Genomic DNA, 21,815 nt, shown 5'->3' on the forward strand with positions numbered 1-21,815 from the left:
CTATGAAACGAATAGCAGTAATCTTTGCGGGTGGCGTAGGTGCTCGTATGAAAAATAGCAACACGCCAAAACAATTTTTAGAATGGAACGGTAGACCAATTTTGATTCAAACCTTAGATGTGTTTGAACAAACGGAGACAATTGATGGGATTGTTCTTGCCTGCAAAGCAGAATGGATTGATCATACAAAACAGCTCATCAAAAAGGAGGGGTTACAAAAGGTATTATCCATTGTGCCTGGTGGTGAAAGCGCTCTAGAATCCCAATATAATGGACTCGTAGAGGCTAAGCGTTTATTTCCTGATGATGCGGTGACTGTATTGATTCATGATGGGGTTCGTCCACTTGTAGATAACTCTACCATAGAGAGAAACATAGAATCTGTAGAATCAAAGGGGTCTGCCATTACTGTTACTCCAGCTATAGAAACGGTTATGGTTACCCAAAATGGTTCTATTAAGCATATTTTAAATCGTAATGAATGTCTCATGGCTAAAGCTCCCCAGAGTTTTAGATTAGATGATATTATATCAGTTCATAATCGTGCAAAAGATGAGGGCATTCATGACTTTATTGATTCCGCATCGATGATGATGCACTATGGATATACTCTATATCCTGTATTAGGGGAAACTGAAAATATAAAGATTACAACTCCATCTGATTATTATATGTTCACAGGGATTATTAAAAATCGTGAGCTAGGAGGATTAAAAGATGAGTAATTCCGTTATTCAACGTGAGTTAACGGCTTTAGTACATGAAAAAAATTACTTTCATTTCCTCCGTCATCAACGCATTCTTATAACAGGTGCAACGGGGCTTATTGGATCGATGTTTATAAAATTACTTATACTTGCCAATGAGACTCATGACCTGGATTTAAAAGTGATTGGTCATGTACGAAGTCATGAAAAGGCAAAAACCATTTTTGGTGAGTATTTAGATAATAAGTCATTATCTCTAGTGGATAGTTCATTAGAATCTATTGATGTGCCATGTGATTATATTTTGCATGGAGCCGCACCAACACAATCTAAGTTTTTTGTAGAACATCCAGTAGAAACTATCCGTACCTCTATTTATGGCACGGAGGCCATGCTCGAGTTAGGCCGTCGAAAAAAGGTAAAGAAAGTAGTTTATTTATCTAGTATGGAACAATATGGTGTACCTTATGAGTCTGGTCAAGTTATGACTGAAGACCGATTAGGGTATCTTGATCACCTAAATGTTCGTAGTTCCTATTCTGAAAGTAAGAGACTATGTGAATGTTATTGTAAGTCCTATGCTGTGGAATATGGCGTGCCTGCTGTAATAGCTAGACTAGCTCAAACCTTTGGACCTGGTGTTCCGGTATCAGATAACCGTGTATTCATGCAGTTTACCAAGAGTGCTCTTAAACATGAAAATATTGTTCTTCACACAAAAGGTGATTCTATGTCGAACTATTGCTACATTACCGATGCATTAACTGGTATTTTAGCCCTTATGAAGGTAAGCGAAGCTGGCGAGGCCTATAATGTATGTCATGATGAGGAGACGCGTTCTATTGCAAGCATTGCTCAATTAGTGGCAACTCATGTGAGCAATAATAAGAGTAAAGTTGTTTTTGATATTCCAGAAGATGTACAAGGGTTCGGCTATGCGCCTACAGTGCATATGTTCTTAAGTTCTAAGAAGTTAAAGTCTTTAGGTTGGAAACCTAAGGTATCAATGGCACAAGCCTATGTAAGACTAGCTGAATATATCCAAGAGGAAGGCTTATGAAAAAGGAAATAATAATTGTCACCATCTCCCTTGGTAACGATGGGGCTGAACGAATCTTAACAGAGTTGGCTCGTCAGTGGGTACATGATGGTCATCATATTACAGTTATCCAAACAAGCCCTAATCGATATGGTAATGAATATGCGTTAGAGGAAGGTATTGAACAAATCGAAATTCATACTACAAGCTCTAATAAAGTCATTCGCTTTATGCAAGAAATAAAAGAACTAATCAAAATTTTAAAGACTAGGCCAAATGCGACATGCTTATCTTTTTTGTCTGCATCGAGTTTTATCTTATCGATTAGTTCTTGGTTTATAAAAAATCGCATTGTTTTTTCTGAACGCAATAACCCGCGTATGGTACCTATTGGGTGGCATCAACAAGCGTTGCGCAATTTTGCTTTTCGATTTGCAGATGCACTAGTATTTCAAACGGAAGATGCTCGTTCTTATTTCCCAAAATCTGTCCAAAATCGCGGTGTTATTATCCCCAATCCTATTAATGGTAAATTGCCGTCACCCATAGAAGGGGAACGAGAAAAGACAATCGTTACAGCTTGTCGTTTGCATCCGCAAAAGAATTTGCCTATGATGATCAATGCCTTTAGTATGTTGGCAGATGAGTTTCCAGAATATAAACTTGTCATTTATGGTCAAGGTGTATTAGAGGATGAACTACGAGCTCAAATTAAGTCTCTTAATTTAGAGAATCGCGTTTTATTGCCTGGATTTGCTAGTAATATTTTAGAAAAGGTAGCCCCTTGTTCCATGTTTGTATCATCTTCTGATTTTGAAGGCATTTCAAATTCTATGTTGGAAGCATTGGGCATGGGTCTGCCGGCAGTAGTTACAGACTGTCCTGTAGGCGGTGCTCGTATGGTAATTAAAAGTGGAGAGAATGGTATCCTTGTGCCTGTAGGTGATACGCAGGCTATGTATGAAGCTATGCGCAGTATATTAAAAGATCCTGCACTAGCGGCTAAACTTTCACAGAATGCCATCAAAGTACGCGATGAATTTCCATTATGGAAAATCGCAAAACGTTGGTTAGAAGTTTTATGAGTTGTAAGGAGGAGAACCATTGAAGTTAAATATTACGGCTCTTGCTGATTGCATGATATGGTTCATAACTCTAATCTTTTTAGTGTTGTCGTTGACCATTTCCTTTGCCCTTGGCGAAGCGAACTATGGTGCGTATGTATTATTTGTATGCTTATTTGGTCTCATCATTTTTTATCTTATACGAGAACAGGGTGTTATAAAACTGCGGTTTAATTGGATGCATGCTTATATGTTACTTTTTATTGGTGCTTGTTATCTAAGTGCGATTAATGCCACAGATGTTTCCGTAGCTATGAGCCGAAGTTTTGATATGGTCAAGATATTCTTTATGCTCATCATTTTATACATGTGTTATCAAGATAAGAAATCGGTGGATACATTATTAAAGATTGGCATGTGGACAGGCTATATAGTTTGTTTCTATACTGTTTATTTCTACGGTTTAGATTATTTTATTACTGTTTTATCATCCTCAGCACGTATTGCTAATGATGCATTGAATGCGAATACGGTAGGGTTATTGGGGGCCAATGCTATTGTTATGACCTTGTATTATATGCTATATGACCGTCCTCGTTGGTGGCATATTATTGCATTACCAACACTTGGTATTTTAGCGGCTACAGGTAGTCGTAAGGCCTTAGTCTTTGTCGGTGTTGGTACAGTATTACTCTTTATTTTTAAAAGTTTTCGTAGTACTAATGCGGTCAATTCTATTGTAAAAGTTATTGGTTCCTTATTAGGTCTTACCATTATAGGTATTGCGGTATTGCAATTGCCGATGTTTTCTGAAGTATTAGACCGAATGTCTAACATGGTAGAAGCCTTTACAGGCACAGGGGGGGACTCATCCACTATTATTCGGTTAGCTTTGGTAGATATTGGATGGGACTTATTTTATCAATCTCCCATAACTGGTGTAGGTATCAATAATCCATCTGTATATACTTTTTTCGTATATGGCAAAGATAATTATTACTTGCATAACAATTATATTGAGTTATTAGCTGGCACGGGTGTCATTGGTTTACTAGCCTATTATTCAATGTATCTCTATGTAGCTTATAATTTAATTCGCTATCGTGATATCCATAGTAATGAATATATAATGGTACTCATTCTATTCCTTTCACAGATTGTTATGGATATGGGTATGGTTTCTTATGAAAGTAAGAGCACTTATTTTTATATGATGTTGTTTTATTTAGAGGTGCAACTGCTTCGGAAAGGACGAAAACATGAAGTTCAGAAAATTGTGTAATGTTGGCATGTCCTTTCTAACAAAACCTTACTATCGTACGAGGATATTAATTAAATCGGGTTATTATGACTCTTTGTCTGATGAAGACTTTTTGAAGAAGGTATTTCCTAAGTATATGGGATACCCTTTAGATCTAGAAAATCCAAAAACTTTCAGCGAAAAGTTGCAATGGCTTAAGGTTAATTTTAGAGACCCAATACAAACAGTGATGGTTGATAAACATGAAGCTAAACATTTTATTGCTCAACGTGTAGGTAATCAGTATATAATACCTACGATTTCCGTATGGAACTCTGTAGATGATATTGATCTTGATAGATTGCCTAATCAATTCGTTTTGAAATGTACACATGATAGTGGAGGCATCGTTATTTGTAAAGATAAATCAACACTTGATTGGGAAGCAGCAAAAGCTAAATTAAGAACATTCTTAAAACGGGATTATTCACGTATTGCTAGAGAGTGGCCTTATAAGAATGTTCCTCGACGTATTATCGGAGAGGAATATTTGTCGGAGTTAGGTAGCAATGACATATTAGATTATAAGATGTATTGTTTTCATGGTGAACCAAAGTTAACAGTAGTATGTTCTAATCGTTTTTCTAAAACAGGAACGCGTATGAACTTCTATGATATCGATTGGAATCTTATGGGAATCCATTTTGGACATTATCCACCGTTACCTACAGAGTTTCCAAAGCCAGATACATATGGTGAAATGCAACAGGTTGCGATAGAGCTTAGCAAAGGGTGTCCATTTTTGCGTGTTGATTTTTATGAAATTAAAGGGCATCTATTTATTGGAGAATTAACATTTTTCCCTGGTGCTGGATTTGAAAGATTTCGTCCTATGTCAAAGGATTATGAATTAGGAGAGTGGTTACATCTTGAGAATGTACATCGGGGCTGATTTAGTTCCTACGGATATTAATAAAACATTATTTGAAAACGGTAATGGAGAAGCTTTTGTAGGAAAAGAGCTTTATGAAATTTTGAAGCAATCGGATTTAAATGTTTTCAATTTAGAGGTTCCTCTTACTGATATAGAGACACCCATCGTAAAATTTGGTAATAATTTAATTGCGCCAACAAAAACAATTAATGGATATAAGGCGTTAGAGCCGTTATTTTTAACACTAGCTAATAACCACTCCTTAGATCAAGGAGTGGAAGGGTTGACGACAACATTAAATTTGCTGAAGCAGCATAAGATTGCTCATGCTGGAGCTGGAACTAATTTGAAAGAGGCTAAGAAGCCATTTATCTTTGAAAAAGATGATATACGTATTGGATTCTATCTTTGTACAGAGAACGAGTTTACTATGGCTACTTGTCATACAATGGGGGCTAATCCTTTTGATGTGCTAGAAAGCTTTGACGAAGTGAAAGTTTTAAAGGCACAATGCGACTACGTCATCGTTCTATATCACGGCGGCAAGGAATTCTATCGCTATCCATCTCCTATGCTACAGAGATATTGCCGTAAATTTGTCGATAGTGGAGCGAATCTCGTTATCTGTCAACATAATCATTGTGTAGGGTCTCGCGAAGATTACCAGGGGGGCACTATCATTTATGGACAGGGAAACTTTATTTTTAATTCTGACTTTTATGTAAATCATCAGGAATTTGTGAAAGATGCAATACTAGTTACTATAGACGTAACTAAGGATAATTTTGTGGTGTCTGAATTGCCTATTCGTAGAACTGATAATGGTACACGATTAGCCACAGAAGTTGAAGCTACAGAAACATTAGAGGCTTATAGAAAACGTAGTGAAGAAATTAAAGACCCTCACTTTGTGACTCAAGCTTATAAGGCCTTTGCTGATACACATGTAAAACGTTATTTGCGTGAGTTTTTAGGTAGATCATTTATTGTACGCACTATTAATGCTTTATTGGGCCGAAAATTGGTAGAACTTATTTTGGGCAAAACGAGTTATTTAGCAATACAAAATTATTTGGAATGTGAAGCTCATCATGAACTATTCTTGAGAGGCATTAAGAATATCAATAAGAAATAATGGATACTAAAATCGTAGCTGCTGCTAAATGGTCTGTTATTACAGAGGTTTTGGCAAAGCTTATCACACCACTGACAAATATAATATTGGCTCATATGTTAGCACCGACTGCATTCGGCATATTGGCGACGATTATGATGGTTATATCTTTTGCGGAAATGCTTGCTGATGCGGGTTTTCAAAAATTTCTTGTTCAGCATGAGTTTGAAAGTACCCAAGATAAGCAAGAGGCCACAGATGTGGCCTTTATTGCCAACCTAGTGTTTTCTCTAGTTTTATGGGGCGCTATCATAATCGGTCGTGATGAATTGGCCGTATTAGTAGGTAATGATGGCTTAGGGATACCTTTAGCCGTGATGGGCGCTATGATTCCTTTATCTGCTTTTAGTAGTGTCCAAATGGCATTGTATCGAAGAGATTTTAATTTCAAGTTTCTTTTAAATATTAGGCTCATAACAATTCTTACACCTATATTGATATCTATACCAATGGCACTTATGGGGTACGATTATTGGTCTTTAATTGCTGGTATGCTAGGGTCTCAGCTATTTACGGCGTTGGCATTATTAAAGAGTCGGAAGAATCAAATTCATCTGTTTTTTAGTAGTCGCGTCTTTATGAATATGTTTAACTATAGTGCATGGTCTTTAGCTGAAGCATTTTCTATATGGCTCACTGCTTGGGTGGATACATTCATTATTAGCCGTTTTTTAGATGCTTATTATTTGGGTATATATAAGATGCCAATGGCTATTGTTACGACTGTAATGGCTATGGCTACAGCATCTTTGGCTCCTGTATTATTCGCGGCTTTAAGTCGTGTGCAAAATAATCAACAGGCCTTTTCGAATACATTCTTTACATTCCAACGCTATATGGCTCTATTTTTGGTACCTCTAGGTGTAGGCTTATTTGTATTTCAAGACTTTGTTGTTCAGCTTTTACTAGGGCCACAATGGACGTTAGCAGGCATTGTATTAGGTTCCTGGGCATTGAGTTCGGCTATTATGACTGTAACAGCTAATTTGATTTCCGAAATATTTCGTGCAAAAGGGATGCCTAATCTATCATTTTGGACTCAAATATTACATCTAGTAGTTTTAATACCAGTTATCTATATTTGTATTCAATATGATTTCAGTACCTTTGTATATGCTCGATCATTAGTAAGAATGGAAATGCTAGCGGCTTCTATGTTGCTACTGGCTTTATTTGTCAATATGAGTGCATTTCGCATAATATCTAATATCAGTGTATATCTCATTACAGCATCTATAGTTGGGTTAATTGCCTATAGTATTTTACATCTCTATGATGCAGTATGGTGGACCGTCGTCTGTATGCTTTTATGTGTTGTATTATATGTGGCTATTTTATACGTCATTCCATCTGAGCGCATAATTATTGCTTCTGGCTATAAAAAAGTCTTAAGTAAAGTAAAACGACATAATTAACAGAACTATGAAAGGAGTACATATGCTTTCAAAAAATATAGATTTAAACAATACGGTAATCCTTGTAACGGGTGCCGCTGGATTTGTAGGGGCTAATCTAGTTATGTCCTTACTATCTGAAGCAGAAGGGACTCAAATTATTGGCATAGATTCTGTTAATGATTACTATGATGTAGCATTGAAAGAGTATCGATTGCAACAGATTGATGAACTTAGCAAAGATAATAAGAATATATGGATTTTTAAAAAAGGGAATATTGCAGATAAGTCCTTTGTTGATGAAATTTTTGCTATCTATAAACCACGAGTTGTAGTGAATCTAGCAGCTCAAGCAGGGGTTCGTTACTCTATTACTAACCCCGACGCCTATATCGAGTCTAATATTATTGGATTTTATAACATTCTAGAAGCTTGTCGTCATTCTTATGACGATGGTGAAAGAGGTGTAGAGCATTTAGTGTATGCATCATCTTCTTCTGTATATGGTGCAAATAAACAAATCCCATACTCTACAGATGATAAAGTAGATAATCCTGTATCTCTTTATGCAGCTACAAAAAAGTCAAATGAGTTATTGGCTTATTCGTATGCTAAATTATATAACATCCCTAGCACAGGGCTTCGTTTCTTCACTGTATACGGCCCTGCAGGTCGTCCAGATATGGCATACTTTGGTTTTACAAATACATTACGTAATGGTGGGACAATTAAAATTTTTAACTACGGCAATTGTAAGCGTGATTTCACCTATATCGATGATATCGTAGAAGGCGTTTCTAAGGTTATGTCTACTGCACCAGAGCGTCGCAATGGTGCGGATGGCTTGCCGGTTCCACCGTACGCTATTTATAATATCGGCAATAGCAACCCAGAAAATTTACTTGATTTTGTGCGCATTCTTTCAGAGGAATTGGTTTCTGCTGGCGTATTGTCAGAAGATTATAATTTTGAGGAGCATAAAGAATTAGTACCCATGCAACCAGGGGATGTGCCTGTTACATATGCTGATACAAGTGCGTTAGAAGCAGATTTTGGCTTTAAACCTAATACAACCTTACGAGAAGGGTTAAAGCGTTTTGCCATATGGTATAAAGATTTCTATATGATGGAGGGCAAATAAATGAAAATTGCAATTGCTGGTACAGGCTATGTAGGCCTTTCCAATGGTGTGTTGTTAGCTCAACACAATGAAGTGGTGGCCCTCGATATCATCCCAGAAAAAGTAGATATGTTAAATCGCAAAGAGACACCTATTGTAGATGCTGAATTGCAAGAGTATTTAGCTACTAAGGAGTTAAACTTCAAAGCTACACTTGACCCAGTAGAAGCTTTTAACAGTGCAGATTATGTTATCATTTCGACACCTACAAATTATGATCCTCAAAAAAACTTTTTCGATACATCTTCTGTTGAACAAGTCATTAAAACTGTGCTAGAGATTAATCCTGATGCAGTAATGATTATTAAATCAACTGTACCGGTGGGCTATACGGTACAAATGCGTAAAGAATTTAATACGGAGAATTTAATTTTCTCGCCAGAATTCTTGCGTGAAGGTAAAGCCTTATACGATAATTTACATCCATCCCGTATTGTTGTGGGCGAGGATTCTGACAGAGCACGTCGTTTTGGCCAATTACTAGCGGAAGGTGCTATTAAAGAAAATATTCCACAATTATATACTGATTCTACGGAAGCGGAAGCAATTAAATTGTTTGCTAATACGTATTTAGCATTACGTGTAGCGTATTTCAATGAGTTAGACTCCTATGCTGAAGTACGTGGCCTTAGCACAAGTCAAATCATCAAGGGGGTTTGTTTAGATCCTCGTATTGGAGATTTTTATAATAATCCTTCCTTTGGTTATGGTGGTTATTGCTTGCCAAAAGATACAAAGCAATTATTAGCTAACTATAATGATGTACCACAAAACTTAATTTCTGCCATTGTCGATGCGAATAGAACACGTAAAGATCATGTGGCAGATACTATTATTGCTAAAAATCCGAAAATTGTTGGTATCTATCGCTTGACCATGAAGATGAACTCTGATAATTTTAGAGCATCAGCCATTCAAGGTGTTATGAAACGTATTAAGGCGAAAGGGATTGCTGTGGTAGTATATGAACCTACACTAGATGCAGAAGATTTCTTTAATTCGCCAGTTATACGTAATTTTGAAGATTTTAAGCGTATTAGTGATGTCATTGTAGCTAATCGCTGGGATAGTAGCTTAGAAGGTGTAAAAGATAAAGTTTATACACGAGATATTTTTGATAGAGATTAATACAGCTATATGTATTGTGGCGTTTAGGAGAGTAGTATGAAACGTTGGATACTATATATTGTGTTATGTCTAATTGTGTTTTTTATATGGGATAATTCCTTGCAAAATGGAGGAACCTCTGATGGGTTTAGTCTTATTTTTGCAAAGTGGATTGCCCCTATAGCTAATAAATTAGGCTTTTACGGAAATATATGGGCCTTAAATAGGATTATTCGAAAATTAGCCCACCTTACAGAGTTCACAATCCTTGGTGGTGTTTTATATGTAGTTCTACGCCGCTATATTGAATATGGCACAGTAGTAAAAACAATAGTAGTGGGTATAGTAATAGCTAGTCTAGATGAATTTATACAATTATTTTCTCTAGGACGCAGCTCTCAACTGTCTGATGTACTGATTGATACAGTTGGTATAATCATCGGTATATCGGTAGTGAAATTAACTTATTATATTAGTCATGATAAAAGATAAAAGTACATTTAAAAATTAAATAATTATTAATATAATAATGTGTAAAATATGACTCATAATTGTAGAAATTATGGGTCATATTTTATGAAGGATAAATGAATATATAAAAAATTGTATTAAATGAACATATAATAATTTATTTATTTTTATAGAAAAACCACTATACAAGCGACCGGTCCCTTGTTATAATCGTGAATGTAAAATGAATTATAAACTTAAATGAGAAGAACATGAACTTTATAAAAGAGGTCGATTTTGAAAAGAAAATCGAAAGTAGAAGGGAAAGATTATGAGTCGCGTGGTTGATTTACATGGTTGCATTTTGCCAGCTGTGTTAGGCCCACAAGGGCCTCAAACAATGGCAGAATCAGTAAAAATGATTAAGTCCTTGTCTGAACAAGGTATTACAGATATTTTTAGTACGCCTGATGTAACAGTATCTATGGATCTGAACACATGGAATGCTATAAACTCTTTAGTTAATAAAGTAAAAGTTATGGTTAAGGAGCAACAAGTAGATATAACTATTCACAGTGGAGCTCGCGTAATGCTTTGTGATGAAATGGTTGCATATATAGCTTCTCATCGCAATCAATATACGTTGGGAGATAGCCATTTTATATTAGTTGCTCTTCCACAAAATAGCAAAGTGCATCATATTAATGCGTGGTTATTAAGTCTACTAGATATGGGGCTTGTACCTATTATTAGTGAAGTAGAAACTTATGGACAATTATTTACTAAACCTGAACAATTACTAGCATGGGTTGATAGAGGTATTTTGATTCAATGTAATATGGCATCTTTTGATCATGGTAACGCTAACTATGATAGGGCCATTGAATTATATCGAAATGGTTTAATTCATTTCTTTGGTACTGGTTACAGCGATGGCTGTGATGTTGAGACGTACCAAGGTTATGTGGAAGCAATTTCTGAATTAGACAATACGTATAAAAAAGATTTGTTGCCAAATATCCATCTTAATGAACGCGACCTCTTAGCTAATCGCACATTTTATCCTTCTGTCCCATCTAGTTGGGTGGGGAAAAAGGGTAATTTCTTAACTCGTCTATTTGGCTTTGCATTATAATTTATATAGGTTCTTTTATCCATGTCATATTGGCATAGATAAAGGGACCTATTTTTACTTTATATTGTATTTAGGGTTGAAAACAACCACCATATATAGTATACTGAGAAGGCGGTAAAAATAGAGGGGGTTTCTAATAATTCTTTACATTTTTACATATAAATTTATAAAAAGTGTGATTAGACATACTTTTTATACTTCTTAACATATATTTTGGCAGTAACAAGATGGGGAGGTTGCCAATATGTTGCAGGTCATTAAGCGTGATGGCACGAAGGTACCATTCGACAAAAACAAGATTGCTTTGGCTATTGAAAAAGCTGAACATAGTAGTACTGGGTTGTACGAAGAGGGCTTGGCACAGCGTATTGCAAATGAAATTGAGGAATATGCTACTAAGCTTCAAAAAGACATGACAATTTATGCTATTGAAGATCAAGTGTATTATAAGTTGATTGAGTATCATAATCCTGCAACGGCACGTGCCTATGAAGGTTACAAAGCTGTTCAAGCTTTTAAACGCCGTCAAAATACAACTGATGATGATGTAATTGGTTTATTAGATCGTAGTAATATCAGTGTTCTTGATGAAAATTCTAATAAGGATGCTGCTATTGTATCTACCCAACGGGATTTAATTGCTGGTGAAGTATCTAAGGATATTGCTCGTCGTAAATTGATTCCTACCGATATTTTGGAAGCCCATGATAGTGGAGCTATCCACTTCCATGATATGGATTATATTATTCAACCTATGTTTAACTGTTGCTTGATTAATTTGGAAGATATGCTTACAAATGGCACAGTAATTAATGGTAAAAAAATCGATACACCTAAGTCTTTCCAAGTTGCTTGTACTGTAACAACACAAATCATTGCACAAGTAGCATCTGGTCAATATGGTGGTCAAAGTATTAATGGTATTGACCGTATTTTGGCACCATTTGTACGTAAATCTTATGAAAAAATCCTCAATAATGTTATTGAAGAGCAAGTTGAGATTTATGGCATGGAGCCTAATATGGAAAAGGCTCGTGAAATAGCGTGGAAACGTACGCGTAAAGAGGTTAAAGATGGTATCCAAACTATTCAATACCAAATCAATACATTGATGACCACAAATGGTCAATCTCCATTTGTTACATTATTTATGTATTTCCAACCAGACTATGAATACGCGAAGGAAGCGGCTCTTATTACAGAAGAAATTTTGCGCCAACGTATTAAAGGTGTAAAAAACGAAGCCGATGTATATATTACACCAGCCTTTCCTAAGTTGATTTATGTTCTTGATGAGCATAATGTAACACCAGATAGTCCATACTATTACTTAACTGAATTGGCAGCACAATGTACGGCTAAGCGCATGTACCCTGACTATATTTCTGCAAAAAAAATGAAGGAAAACTACTCAGGTAATGTCTTTAGTCCTATGGGCTGTCGATCCTTCTTATCTCCTTGGAAGGATGAAAATGGTGAATACAAGTTTGATGGACGTTTTAACATTGGTGTAGTAAGTTTAAACTTACCTCAAATTGGTATTCTAGCCCGCGGTAGTGAAGAACGATATTTTGAAATTTTAGATAAACGACTTGAGTTGGCAGAAAAAGCGCTTATGCTTCGTTATGAATTACTTAAGGACGTAGTGAGCGATGTGTCACCAATCCATTGGCAACACGGTGCTATCGCAAGACTTAAAAAAGGCGAGAAAATTGCCAAATTCTTGACTGGCGGTTATGCGACTATTTCCTTGGGATATATTGGTATTTATGAAGCAACTCGTTTAATTACCGGTGAATCGAATACAGGCGAGAAAGGTCGCGTTTTTGCGATGAAGATTATGGATCGCTTAAATACAGCTGTTGATGAATGGCGAGTTAAACATAACATGGGGTTCGCATTATATGGTACACCTGCTGAAAGTTTAACCCATCGATTCTCTTCTTTGGATCGCGCTCGTTTTGGTATTATTGAGGACATTACGGATAAGGGTTATTATACTAATAGTTATCATGTAAGCGTACGAGAAGAGATTAATGTATTTGACAAGTTCTCCTTTGAATCTGAGTTCCAAAAGAAATCTACAGGTGGCTGTATTTCCTATGCAGAAATTCCTAATATGACTAATAATATTCCAGCTGTTTTGACTATGATTCAATATATTTATGATCATATTTCTTATGCTGAATTTAATACCAAGTCTGACTATTGTCACGAATGTGGCTTTGATGGAGAAATTAAGGTAAATGAACATAACGAGTGGGAATGCCCTCGTTGCCACAATACAAATCGCGATAAATTAACTGTTATCCGTCGTACTTGTGGATACCTTGGCGAAAACTTCTGGAATGAAGGGCGCACAAAGGAAATTAAAGATCGTGTAATGCACATTTAAGATTATTAGAGTTATAGTTTTAATAATTATCCTGTATATTAAGCAGATTAAGATAAACTGTTATATAGATTAATATAATTATCATAGACATCTAATGATGTGGGTATGCTAATAGATATGATTTTAGTTCTAAATACGATAGTTTTAAATGGTAAAAGCTGTGCCTTAGGCACAGCTTTTACTGTATATATGGGAAATTGAAATATATCTATATAGTGTTGATCAAAGTTGATAGGCACTACTATGGAGGTTATGATGAGATATGGGCAAATAAGACAATATGATATTGCCAATGGAGAAGGGATTCGTACATCTATATTTGTAACAGGTTGTACACATTGTTGTTATAATTGTTTTAACGAAGAATACCAAGATTTTAATGCTGGTAAGGTATGGACGCAAGCTGAGACAGATTTAGTGGTTTCCTATGTAAAGAATCCTACATGTTCAGGTTTAACATTATTAGGTGGGGAGCCATTTCAAAATGTACAAGGCTTATTACCGGTGGTGAGAGCTGTTCGAGCAGCGGCGCCAGAAAAGAAGATTTGGGCCTATTCCGGCTATGAAATAGATGATATCTTAGAAGATGAGTTGCGAAGTGCTTTATTACAAGAAATCGACATTCTCGTAGATGGCCGCTTTGTAGATGAACTTAAGGACCCTGCTTTGCGCTTCAGAGGTTCCTCAAATCAGCGTATCATTGATGTTAAAAAGACATTAGCGGCTGGGGAAATTGTATTAGCGATGGAGTAAATATGATATATGATAAACGATTTATAGGACTCATTATTATAGTTGGCTTTATAGCGGGGCTAGTAGGGGCTTCCTATACGCATTTATTACATGGAATCCAACATTTCGTATATAATTACTCCTCTGCTGAACATCTGAGCTTTGGTGCAGCTGTGGCCCGAGTATCACCGATAGAACGATTAATACCCTTAATCGTCTGTGGCGTGATAGGTGGCGTAGGTTGGGTTTTGATTCACAGATATGGTAAAGGCGTTGTAGATATAAAAACGGCAGTTTCTGGTAAAATGGATATGAATCCAATTACTACTGTTTTACATGCAACACTGCAAATAATTACGGTAGGTATTGGTTCTCCATTAGGTCGAGAAGTTGCACCACGTGAGGCTAGCGCTGGTATTACTACCTTTTTAGTTAAACATTTTGATATAAAACAAGAAGATCGTCAATTATTAATTGCATGTGCTGCAGGCGCTGGTTTAGCTGCAGTTTATAATTCACCATTATCTGCGGCAATTTTTACATTAGAAACTTTGCTTCTTACTTGGAATATACGCGCTATGAGTGCAGCCCTCTTATGTTGTGGTTTGGCTACATTTGTGACGCGACAAGCTGGTGTAGGAGATGTCATACAATATACAATGGCACAACCCAGTTTGGGGAGTCATTATGTAGAGTTTTCTATCGTTTTAGGCGCTATTATTGCAATTGGTGTTGTTTTATTTAATATTACACAAAGTAAGCTACCCGCCATTCATCGTAGTAGTCCTGTTATGATTCCTATTTCTATCGTAGCATTTACACTAATTGGTGTTTTAGCTATGTATTTTCCTGAAATTCTTGGGAATGGTAAAGCAGGCAATGAGTTGACTTTTACGAACGATATCACATGGACATATGCATTGGGTCTATTTGGATCTAAATGGGTAGCTGTTTTACTTGCCTTGGCCGCTGGTGCATATGGTGGCCGTATTACACCATCTATGATGTTAGGCAGTACTTTGGGAATCGTATTTGGTACCGTATGGGCTATTGCTATAGCGCCAGTATCTTTGGGAATGTCTGCTTTTGTGGGGGCCGTAGTATTCTTAGGCCTTGCACAAAAAATGCCTATGACATCTTGTGTATTTATGCTTGAATTATCTCGTTTCTCTGTAGAAATGTTGTTTCCTATAGCTTTAACAATGGGGACAGCTCTTATGGTAGAGCAAATCATTCAATCAAAATTAAATAGTACTAAGTAGCACTAAATAGCAGTTAATAAAAGTAAATATAATATATAGAAAAGAAGCGGATAGTTGAACTAATCAACTATCCGCTTTTAGTGTATATATGATTATACGATTTTTGCGTTCTTATCGTATTCCTCGCCACCCGCATCAGGAAGCATGCCATATTCTACAGTCCACAAGTGTTTATATTTTAGTGCTTGATTGTGAATACGTTCGATTTGCGTTTCATCTGTACGAGCTATGCGAGCTGGGATTCCAACAACTAAAGAATTAGGTGGGATTACAGTGTTCTCCTTTATGACTGCACCAGCAGCGATAATAGAGCCAGAGCCAATATGACAACCGCTTAATACAACAGCGCCCATTCCAACTAATACATTGTCTTCGATGGTACTAGCGTGTACTATTGCACCATGGCCAATTGTTACATAATCTCCAAGAATACAAGCCCTGTCGTCATCAACGTGTAATACAGAGTTATCCTGTACATTAGAATAACGACCTACTACAATTTTATTTACATCACCGCGAAGTGCGCAGTTTTGCCAAATGGAAGCATATTCTTTTAGTTCAACATCACCTGCAAGTTCTGCACCAGGCATAACACAACTTTTAGGATCTAATTTTGGGTATTTTCCGTGAAATGGTAACATAAGGAACTCCTAATTTATTAATTATACGATTTCAATAAGACGTTGTGCTTTACGAATAGACATGATAGCTTCATTCATTACTGTTTGTACTATAGTGTGAGCAGGTTCAATAGTAGTAAGTCGGTTTAAACCCTGTCCAACTTGTACAGCACCATTTACAACATCACCATCGATAGCAGCACGTTTGTTAGTGCCTTGGGACATTTTGGTACGTTCTTCAGGGGTAGTAACACCATCTGTTTCGGCAGCTAAGTAACGTGTAGTGAATTCGTTTTTCAAGCTACGTACTCCACCGTGACCGGAGAGGAGACCCGTTACAACAGAGTCTGTATCTGTGGCTTTAATAATTGCTTCTTTCATATTTATGTGGGCTTGGCATTCTTCAGCTAACAAAAAACGGGAACCCATTTGTACACCCTCAGCACCCATCAACAATGCTGCTGCAATACCACGACCATCTACGATAGCGCCTGCTACAACAACAGGGATGGAAATCTCAGGTAAAATATTTTCCATCAAGGACATGGTTGTTTGGCTACCAATATGTCCACCAGCTTCCATACCCTCAATAATAATTGCATCAGCACCAGCTTCTTCAATGCGTTTAGCAAGTTTTAGAGATGGGACAACAGGGATAACTTTAATGCCTGCATCTTGCAATGGTTTAATATATGGTACAGGATTGCCTGCTCCAAGTGTTACAAATGCAGGCTTTTCTTCAATGATAATATCCACTAATTCGTCTTTATTGGGAGCCATTAACATGAGATTGACTCCGAAAGGCTTATCCGTTAAGTCTTTACAGGCACGAATCTCGTTGCGCGTCCATTCTGCATCACGACCACCAAGAGCAATTACACCTGTAGCACCTGCATTAGCTACGGCAGCAACTAGTTTGTGTTCAGATACCCAAGCCATAGCACCTTGGATGATAGGGTATTCGATTTGTAAAAGTTGTGTTAACGCTGTTCTCATAAAGCCTCCTATGATAACAATTAAATTTACTGAAACTTTATTATACCTTTATACGAGAATTTTATATAAGAATGATTTTATTTTCTTATATAAAATTAGAGTATTAATAAAGTCAAGAATATTCATCAGTATATACTTATATACTAAAGAGATTAAGCGTAATATTATTTGGAGATTATATGTAGTCACATAATCTCTTCTCTATATAATAGTATAATATAAAAATTATGTACACCTTAGATAAGGTTATTATAGTTATTTATTTAAACAATATGCTTTCAAAATTAATTTCCAATTATTGGATTAAAATAAAATATTCAGCAGTAGTCTAAAGATAAAAAAACTAAATGATAATATATTTCAAATGAGTTAAGTAGTAGAAAACCGCATAGTATCTATGATTATTAAATATTATAAAAAATGAGAAAATAAGAAAATGAGTATTGAAAAGTTTCGATGTCTTTGATATACTACATTACAGATAGAGTATCTGAATTAATTAAAGATAAACATTAAACAATAATTTTCAAGTGAAGGAGGAAATACACATGGAAAAATATGTATGCGTAGTATGTGGTTGGGTTTATGACGAAGCTGTTGAAGGCGTAAAATTCGAAGATCAACCAGCTGATTATGTTTGCCCAATTTGCGGTGTTGGTAAAGACCAATTCGAAAAAATGTAATTGACTTACCAAAAGGCTATCTTGAGTCCACTTGAGATAGTCTTTTTTATTTGACAAAGCACCATGTCATGTTTATAATATTATGAGTCGAGGTAAGATTATGAAACTGCAAGTAGAGCAAGCAAAAGAACATATAGGAAAGAAATTTCCTTATAGCTATACGATATCAGCCTCTGAGCTTGGTGACGTAACTGCTTTTCCTTGGAGCCGTCATGATATAACCATTAGTGGTGAGTTTTGGTTTGATGGTCAAAATTACATCGTTCAAGGTTCGATTCAGTCTAAAGGCGATTATGATTGTTCCCGTTGTTTAAATACCACAGAACATTATCGAAAAGATTTCTTTGAGGAAATCTTTAGTGATTGTCGAGATGCTGCAGATGATGTGAATTCTTTTGATGGAGAAGAAATTGACTTAACTGAACTAATTAGGGATACATTAATCATCAATGAGCCCTCTCAAGTGTTATGTCAGGATGATTGCAAAGGATTGTGCGTTCATTGCGGAGCAAATTTAAATGTTTCACCTTGTTCTTGTGAATCCTTTGTGGTGGATCCTCGATTTGCAGAGTTACGTGCTTTGCTTGATGAGAAAGATGATAGATTATCCTAATGATTGTACTAAGGAGGTGCAGATAATGGCAGTACCTAAACGTAGATTGTCTAAATGCCGTCGCGATCGTCGTCGTGCTAATTGGAAATTAGAAGCTCCTGGTTATGTAGCATGTCCACAATGCCACGAACCTAAGATGCCTCATCGTGTTTGCCCTACATGTGGTCACTATAAAGGTGAACAAGTAGTAGCTAATGCTTAATATGTGAGCAGAGAGAGACGCCTACTTTGTAGGCGTCTTTTTTATATGCTTTCAAAATATACACTCATATTTTTATATGTTTCGTTATCAATAGCAAGTGTCACTATTTTATAGTAAGATTATTCTATAAGATGGTGACACATTTTTATTTTTTATAAACAATAATACTAAAATATAAAAAAACAACTATATTTTGTATATGCTATGAAAATATCTTACTATATGTATGAAAAGTCTTGCCAATAAGGGAATTATTGTATATACTTAGGATGTAATATTAATACTAGGTCATAAAAGGTGGTCCCATGAGTCGGTTAAAGAAGCAAGAGCGCCAGAAGCAGTTACAAGAAAAACTGAATATTACGCCATTTCTTACTGATGAAGAATTGGCAACACACTTTGGTGTAAGTGTGCCAACAATTCGTCTCGATCGACTAGAATTGGGTATTCCTGAATTGCGTGAACGCATTCGTGTTATGGCTACAGGTCAATCACATGAAATGGCAGAACATGTATCATATGAAGTGGTTGGCGAATTGATTGATGTCACCGAGGGGCACCAAGCATTATCTATGTTGCGTACTACGGCTGATATGGAAGATCAATTTGGATATGTAGAACCGCAGTATTTATATGCTCAAGCAAATTCCCTTGCAAAAGTGGTTATGGGGACGACTGTTTGCTCTGCGGAAGTTGGAAATATAAAATATAAGAACCCGGTAGGATCTGGTACTAATTTGGTAGCGAAAGCAGAAATTGTTCGTCGCCGAGGTAATAAGTTCTTTATTTGGGTTATAATAAGAGATAAAATAAAAGAAGTGTTTCGCGCAAAATTTATTATGGAATCCGTAGAGAATAGGGTGTAAATTATGAAAATTGCAATAGACGCCATGGGTGGCGACTTTGCTCCAATGGAGACTGTACTTGGATCCATTGAAGCCGTACGAGCAAATCAACACATTGAAGTGGTGCTCGTCGGCGATGAGCAGCAAATTTTTGATATATTAGAAGCTAATAATGAAGCTAAGAATCCACGTATTTCTGTACATCATGCTAGCCAGGTAATCGGCATGGATGAACATCCAGGTCAAGCATTGCGCAAGAAAAAAGATGCATCTGTTGTGGTCGCTACTTCGTTGGTTCGGGATAATCGTTGTGATGCTGTAATTGCTCCGGGGAGTACGGGAGCTGCTGTTGCAGCGGCTTTGTTTGGTCTCGGTCGCATTAAGGGCATTGATCGCCCTGTCATTGCAACTCCAATGCCAACGGTAAGTGGTATAACAGTTATGTTAGACTCTGGTGCAAATTCTAATAGTAAACCTAAACATCTTGTACAAGGTGCTTTAATGGGGTCTGAATACGCTAAGCTTTTATTAGGAAAAGAAAATCCTACTGTGGGATTGTTAAATATTGGTGAAGAGGCCACAAAGGGGAACGATGTTGTATTGGCGACGTATCCGATTTTGGAGGGTATGAAGACTATCAATTTTAAAGGAAATATTGAGGGTCGCGATATTCCTAAAGGTGCCGTTGATGTTGTCGTATGTGATGGCTTCGTAGGCAATGTGGTACTTAAATTTGCGGAAGGTTTAGTAACAGGTCTTACGCAATTAGTAAAGGATAGCATCATGGCAGGAAGTATTTTCGCCAAGATAGGAGCTATGCTTGTAAAGCCAGCTTTGAAAAAGATGGCAAAACGTTTGGATCACACAGAAAATGGTGGTGCTCCGCTCTTAGGAGTTAATGGGGTATTCATGATTGCTCATGGTAGTTCTAAAGCAAAAGAAATAAAAACTGCTATTGAAATTGCTAGTGATTTAGTAGAGCGTAAAATTATTCAACACATAAGAGAAACGATGGATATTGAAGGAGCCTTAAAGTATGACTATGATGAATAAACCTGTAGGAATCATTGGTACTGGGAGCTTCCTTCCTGACAATGTAGTAACAAACTTTGATCTTGAAAAAATGGTTGATACCAATGATCAATGGATTAGAGAGCGTACGGGTATAGAAGAACGACGCATTGCACCGGAAGGTATGAATACATCCTATATGGCGACAGAGGCAGCAAAAAAAGCTATGCAAATGGCTAATGTCACTGCAGAGGAAATCGACATGATTATCTTTGCTACCTTAACACCAGATATGATTATTCCTTCGGCAGCTTGTGTATTGCAAGCGAACTTAGGCGCTAAAAACGCTGCGGCCTATGATTTACAAGCGGCATGCTCTGGGTTTGTATATGGATTGATTACTGCCGCTAGTTATATTAGTTCTGGTATTTATAAAAAAGTACTCGTCGTGGGGGCGGAAATTCTTTCCCGTCGAGTAAACTGGAATGATCGTGGTACATGTATCCTCTTTGGTGATGGTGCTGGGGCTGCAGTAGTATCTGAAGTACCTGAAGGCTATGGCATTAAAGGTATTGACATGGGCGCCGATGGCACTGGAGGATCAGCTCTTTGCATTCCTGCAGGCGGCACTGCTGTGGTGGCAAATGATCAACGCGTAGAAGAGGGCTTAACATTTATTCATATGGATGGCCCTGAAGTATATAAATTTGCCGTTAAAACGATGGGGCGTACGGTTTTAAAATCCTTAGAACGCGCTAGTATGGAGTTAAACGAATTAGATTACTTCATTCCTCATCAAGCGAATATTCGTATTATTGATTCGGCAGCCAAACGTTTACATCTGCCGATGGAAAAAGTTTTTGTTAATTTACATAAGTATGGTAATACATCTGCCGCGTCTGTAGCGATTGCACTTGATGAAGCTAATCGCGAGGGACGTTTCAAACGCGGTGATAATGTTGCGTTTGCAGGATTTGGTGCAGGCCTAACATGGGCAAGCCTGGTCTTGAAATGGTATTAAGGAGGACACAT

Annotated in this window: 22 protein-coding genes; 20 read left to right on the top strand and 2 right to left on the bottom strand. The window is 36.8% G+C overall.

Going from position 1 to position 21,815, the window contains the following annotated elements; translation table 11 throughout:
* Positions 1–2: 2 nt before the first annotated feature.
* The 14 genes from HMPREF0874_RS00380 (at position 3) to HMPREF0874_RS00445 (ending at position 15,813) form a co-directional block, all read left to right on the top strand.
* The gene (locus HMPREF0874_RS00380; protein ID WP_008600630.1) at positions 3–725 is read left to right on the top strand and encodes a 2-C-methyl-D-erythritol 4-phosphate cytidylyltransferase; all 723 of its coding nucleotides are present in this window, start codon (positions 3–5) and stop codon (positions 723–725) included.
* Positions 718–1,767 carry an NAD(P)-dependent oxidoreductase gene (locus HMPREF0874_RS00385; protein ID WP_008600631.1) on the top strand — a complete coding sequence of 350 codons (1,050 nt, stop codon included), beginning with the start codon at positions 718–720 and terminating at the stop codon, positions 1,765–1,767. The genes HMPREF0874_RS00380 and HMPREF0874_RS00385 overlap by 8 nt, the downstream gene beginning before the upstream one ends.
* Positions 1,764–2,831, top strand: a complete 1,068-nt coding sequence (locus HMPREF0874_RS00390; RefSeq protein WP_004697063.1) for a glycosyltransferase — start codon at positions 1,764–1,766, stop codon at positions 2,829–2,831. Before HMPREF0874_RS00385 ends, HMPREF0874_RS00390 begins: the two co-directional genes overlap by 4 nt.
* Positions 2,832–2,850: 19 nt before the next feature.
* Positions 2,851–4,092, top strand: a complete 1,242-nt coding sequence (locus HMPREF0874_RS00395; protein ID WP_008600633.1) for an O-antigen ligase — start codon at positions 2,851–2,853, stop codon at positions 4,090–4,092.
* Positions 4,070–5,002: an ATP-grasp fold amidoligase family protein gene (locus HMPREF0874_RS00400; RefSeq protein ID WP_039964885.1), complete on the top strand. Its 933-nt coding sequence runs from the start codon at positions 4,070–4,072 to the stop codon at positions 5,000–5,002. The genes HMPREF0874_RS00395 and HMPREF0874_RS00400 overlap by 23 nt, the downstream gene beginning before the upstream one ends.
* Positions 4,986–6,119, top strand: coding sequence for a CapA family protein (locus tag HMPREF0874_RS00405; protein WP_232197504.1), 1,134 nt, complete (start codon positions 4,986–4,988; stop codon positions 6,117–6,119). The genes HMPREF0874_RS00400 and HMPREF0874_RS00405 overlap by 17 nt, the downstream gene beginning before the upstream one ends.
* The gene (locus HMPREF0874_RS00410; protein ID WP_004697227.1) at positions 6,119–7,573 is read left to right on the top strand and encodes a lipopolysaccharide biosynthesis protein; all 1,455 of its coding nucleotides are present in this window, start codon (positions 6,119–6,121) and stop codon (positions 7,571–7,573) included. Before HMPREF0874_RS00405 ends, HMPREF0874_RS00410 begins: the two co-directional genes overlap by 1 nt.
* Positions 7,574–7,595: 22 nt before the next feature.
* Positions 7,596–8,693, top strand: coding sequence for an NAD-dependent epimerase/dehydratase family protein (locus HMPREF0874_RS00415; RefSeq protein WP_008600638.1), 1,098 nt, complete (start codon positions 7,596–7,598; stop codon positions 8,691–8,693).
* Entirely contained in the window at positions 8,694–9,860 is a 1,167-nt protein-coding gene (locus HMPREF0874_RS00420) for a nucleotide sugar dehydrogenase (protein WP_008600640.1), read from the top strand.
* Positions 9,861–9,896: 36 nt separating this feature from the next.
* Positions 9,897–10,331: a VanZ family protein gene (locus HMPREF0874_RS00425; RefSeq protein ID WP_008600642.1), complete on the top strand. Its 435-nt coding sequence runs from the start codon at positions 9,897–9,899 to the stop codon at positions 10,329–10,331.
* Between the two features lie 289 nt (positions 10,332–10,620).
* Positions 10,621–11,424 (top strand): tyrosine-protein phosphatase, encoded by an 804-nt coding sequence (locus HMPREF0874_RS00430; RefSeq protein ID WP_008600644.1) that lies wholly within the window; start codon positions 10,621–10,623, stop codon positions 11,422–11,424.
* Between the two features lie 244 nt (positions 11,425–11,668).
* Positions 11,669–13,819, top strand: coding sequence for an anaerobic ribonucleoside-triphosphate reductase (gene nrdD / locus HMPREF0874_RS00435; protein WP_008600647.1), 2,151 nt, complete (start codon positions 11,669–11,671; stop codon positions 13,817–13,819).
* Between the two features lie 255 nt (positions 13,820–14,074).
* Positions 14,075–14,572 carry an anaerobic ribonucleoside-triphosphate reductase activating protein gene (gene nrdG / locus HMPREF0874_RS00440; protein ID WP_004697282.1) on the top strand — a complete coding sequence of 166 codons (498 nt, stop codon included), beginning with the start codon at positions 14,075–14,077 and terminating at the stop codon, positions 14,570–14,572.
* Between the two features lie 2 nt (positions 14,573–14,574).
* Complete coding sequence (locus HMPREF0874_RS00445; RefSeq protein ID WP_008600649.1) at positions 14,575–15,813, top strand: chloride channel protein; 1,239 nt, start codon at positions 14,575–14,577, stop codon at positions 15,811–15,813.
* Positions 15,814–15,905: 92 nt separating this feature from the next.
* Here the strand turns inward: HMPREF0874_RS00445 and HMPREF0874_RS00450 are convergent, their stop codons facing one another.
* Positions 15,906–16,454 carry a gamma carbonic anhydrase family protein gene (locus HMPREF0874_RS00450; protein ID WP_008600651.1) on the bottom strand — a complete coding sequence of 183 codons (549 nt, stop codon included), beginning with the start codon at positions 16,452–16,454 and terminating at the stop codon, positions 15,906–15,908.
* Between the two features lie 21 nt (positions 16,455–16,475).
* The gene (locus HMPREF0874_RS00455) at positions 16,476–17,429 is read right to left on the bottom strand and encodes a nitronate monooxygenase (RefSeq protein WP_004697213.1); all 954 of its coding nucleotides are present in this window, start codon (positions 17,427–17,429) and stop codon (positions 16,476–16,478) included.
* A gap of 548 nt (positions 17,430–17,977) precedes the next feature.
* Here HMPREF0874_RS00455 and HMPREF0874_RS00460 point away from each other — a divergent pair.
* The 6 genes from HMPREF0874_RS00460 to HMPREF0874_RS00485 all read left to right on the top strand — a co-directional run bounded on the left by HMPREF0874_RS00460 (position 17,978) and on the right by HMPREF0874_RS00485 (position 21,804).
* Positions 17,978–18,112 (top strand): rubredoxin, encoded by a 135-nt coding sequence (locus HMPREF0874_RS00460; RefSeq protein ID WP_004693422.1) that lies wholly within the window; start codon positions 17,978–17,980, stop codon positions 18,110–18,112.
* A 100-nt stretch (positions 18,113–18,212) separates the two neighbouring features.
* On the top strand, positions 18,213–18,725 hold the full coding sequence (locus HMPREF0874_RS00465) for a DUF177 domain-containing protein (RefSeq protein ID WP_004693424.1): 513 nt from the start codon (positions 18,213–18,215) through the stop codon (positions 18,723–18,725).
* A gap of 25 nt (positions 18,726–18,750) precedes the next feature.
* Positions 18,751–18,927 carry a 50S ribosomal protein L32 gene (rpmF, locus tag HMPREF0874_RS00470; protein ID WP_004693428.1) on the top strand — a complete coding sequence of 59 codons (177 nt, stop codon included), beginning with the start codon at positions 18,751–18,753 and terminating at the stop codon, positions 18,925–18,927.
* A gap of 305 nt (positions 18,928–19,232) precedes the next feature.
* Positions 19,233–19,793 carry a transcription factor FapR gene (fapR, locus tag HMPREF0874_RS00475; protein ID WP_004693429.1) on the top strand — a complete coding sequence of 187 codons (561 nt, stop codon included), beginning with the start codon at positions 19,233–19,235 and terminating at the stop codon, positions 19,791–19,793.
* Between the two features lie 3 nt (positions 19,794–19,796).
* Entirely contained in the window at positions 19,797–20,825 is a 1,029-nt protein-coding gene (gene plsX, locus HMPREF0874_RS00480; protein ID WP_004693432.1) for a phosphate acyltransferase PlsX, read from the top strand.
* The gene (locus HMPREF0874_RS00485) at positions 20,809–21,804 is read left to right on the top strand and encodes a beta-ketoacyl-ACP synthase III (RefSeq protein ID WP_008600659.1); all 996 of its coding nucleotides are present in this window, start codon (positions 20,809–20,811) and stop codon (positions 21,802–21,804) included. The genes plsX and HMPREF0874_RS00485 overlap by 17 nt, the downstream gene beginning before the upstream one ends.
* The last annotated feature ends 11 nt before the right edge of the window (positions 21,805–21,815 follow it).

The sequence above is a fragment of the Veillonella sp. 6_1_27 genome (assembly GCF_000163735.1).
GTDB lineage: Bacteria > Bacillota > Negativicutes > Veillonellales > Veillonellaceae > Veillonella > Veillonella parvula_A.

Coding starts and splice junctions, on each gene's coding strand:
- HMPREF0874_RS00415 (WP_008600638.1), top strand. CDS start 7,596: ATGCTTTCAAAAAATATAGATTTAAACAATACGGTAATCCTTGTAACG.
- nrdG (WP_004697282.1), top strand. CDS start 14,075: ATGAGATATGGGCAAATAAGACAATATGATATTGCCAATGGAGAAGGG.
- HMPREF0874_RS00425 (WP_008600642.1), top strand. CDS start 9,897: ATGAAACGTTGGATACTATATATTGTGTTATGTCTAATTGTGTTTTTT.
- rpmF (WP_004693428.1), top strand. CDS start 18,751: ATGGCAGTACCTAAACGTAGATTGTCTAAATGCCGTCGCGATCGTCGT.
- HMPREF0874_RS00465 (WP_004693424.1), top strand. CDS start 18,213: ATGAAACTGCAAGTAGAGCAAGCAAAAGAACATATAGGAAAGAAATTT.
- HMPREF0874_RS00445 (WP_008600649.1), top strand. CDS start 14,575: ATGATATATGATAAACGATTTATAGGACTCATTATTATAGTTGGCTTT.
- plsX (WP_004693432.1), top strand. CDS start 19,797: ATGAAAATTGCAATAGACGCCATGGGTGGCGACTTTGCTCCAATGGAG.
- HMPREF0874_RS00390 (WP_004697063.1), top strand. CDS start 1,764: ATGAAAAAGGAAATAATAATTGTCACCATCTCCCTTGGTAACGATGGG.
- HMPREF0874_RS00410 (WP_004697227.1), top strand. CDS start 6,119: ATGGATACTAAAATCGTAGCTGCTGCTAAATGGTCTGTTATTACAGAG.
- HMPREF0874_RS00400 (WP_039964885.1), top strand. CDS start 4,070: ATGAAGTTCAGAAAATTGTGTAATGTTGGCATGTCCTTTCTAACAAAA.
- HMPREF0874_RS00385 (WP_008600631.1), top strand. CDS start 718: ATGAGTAATTCCGTTATTCAACGTGAGTTAACGGCTTTAGTACATGAA.
- HMPREF0874_RS00450 (WP_008600651.1), bottom strand. CDS start 16,454: ATGTTACCATTTCACGGAAAATACCCAAAATTAGATCCTAAAAGTTGT.
- HMPREF0874_RS00380 (WP_008600630.1), top strand. CDS start 3: ATGAAACGAATAGCAGTAATCTTTGCGGGTGGCGTAGGTGCTCGTATG.
- HMPREF0874_RS00485 (WP_008600659.1), top strand. CDS start 20,809: ATGACTATGATGAATAAACCTGTAGGAATCATTGGTACTGGGAGCTTC.
- HMPREF0874_RS00430 (WP_008600644.1), top strand. CDS start 10,621: ATGAGTCGCGTGGTTGATTTACATGGTTGCATTTTGCCAGCTGTGTTA.
- fapR (WP_004693429.1), top strand. CDS start 19,233: ATGAGTCGGTTAAAGAAGCAAGAGCGCCAGAAGCAGTTACAAGAAAAA.
- nrdD (WP_008600647.1), top strand. CDS start 11,669: ATGTTGCAGGTCATTAAGCGTGATGGCACGAAGGTACCATTCGACAAA.
- HMPREF0874_RS00405 (WP_232197504.1), top strand. CDS start 4,986: ATGTACATCGGGGCTGATTTAGTTCCTACGGATATTAATAAAACATTA.
- HMPREF0874_RS00455 (WP_004697213.1), bottom strand. CDS start 17,429: ATGAGAACAGCGTTAACACAACTTTTACAAATCGAATACCCTATCATC.
- HMPREF0874_RS00420 (WP_008600640.1), top strand. CDS start 8,694: ATGAAAATTGCAATTGCTGGTACAGGCTATGTAGGCCTTTCCAATGGT.
- HMPREF0874_RS00460 (WP_004693422.1), top strand. CDS start 17,978: ATGGAAAAATATGTATGCGTAGTATGTGGTTGGGTTTATGACGAAGCT.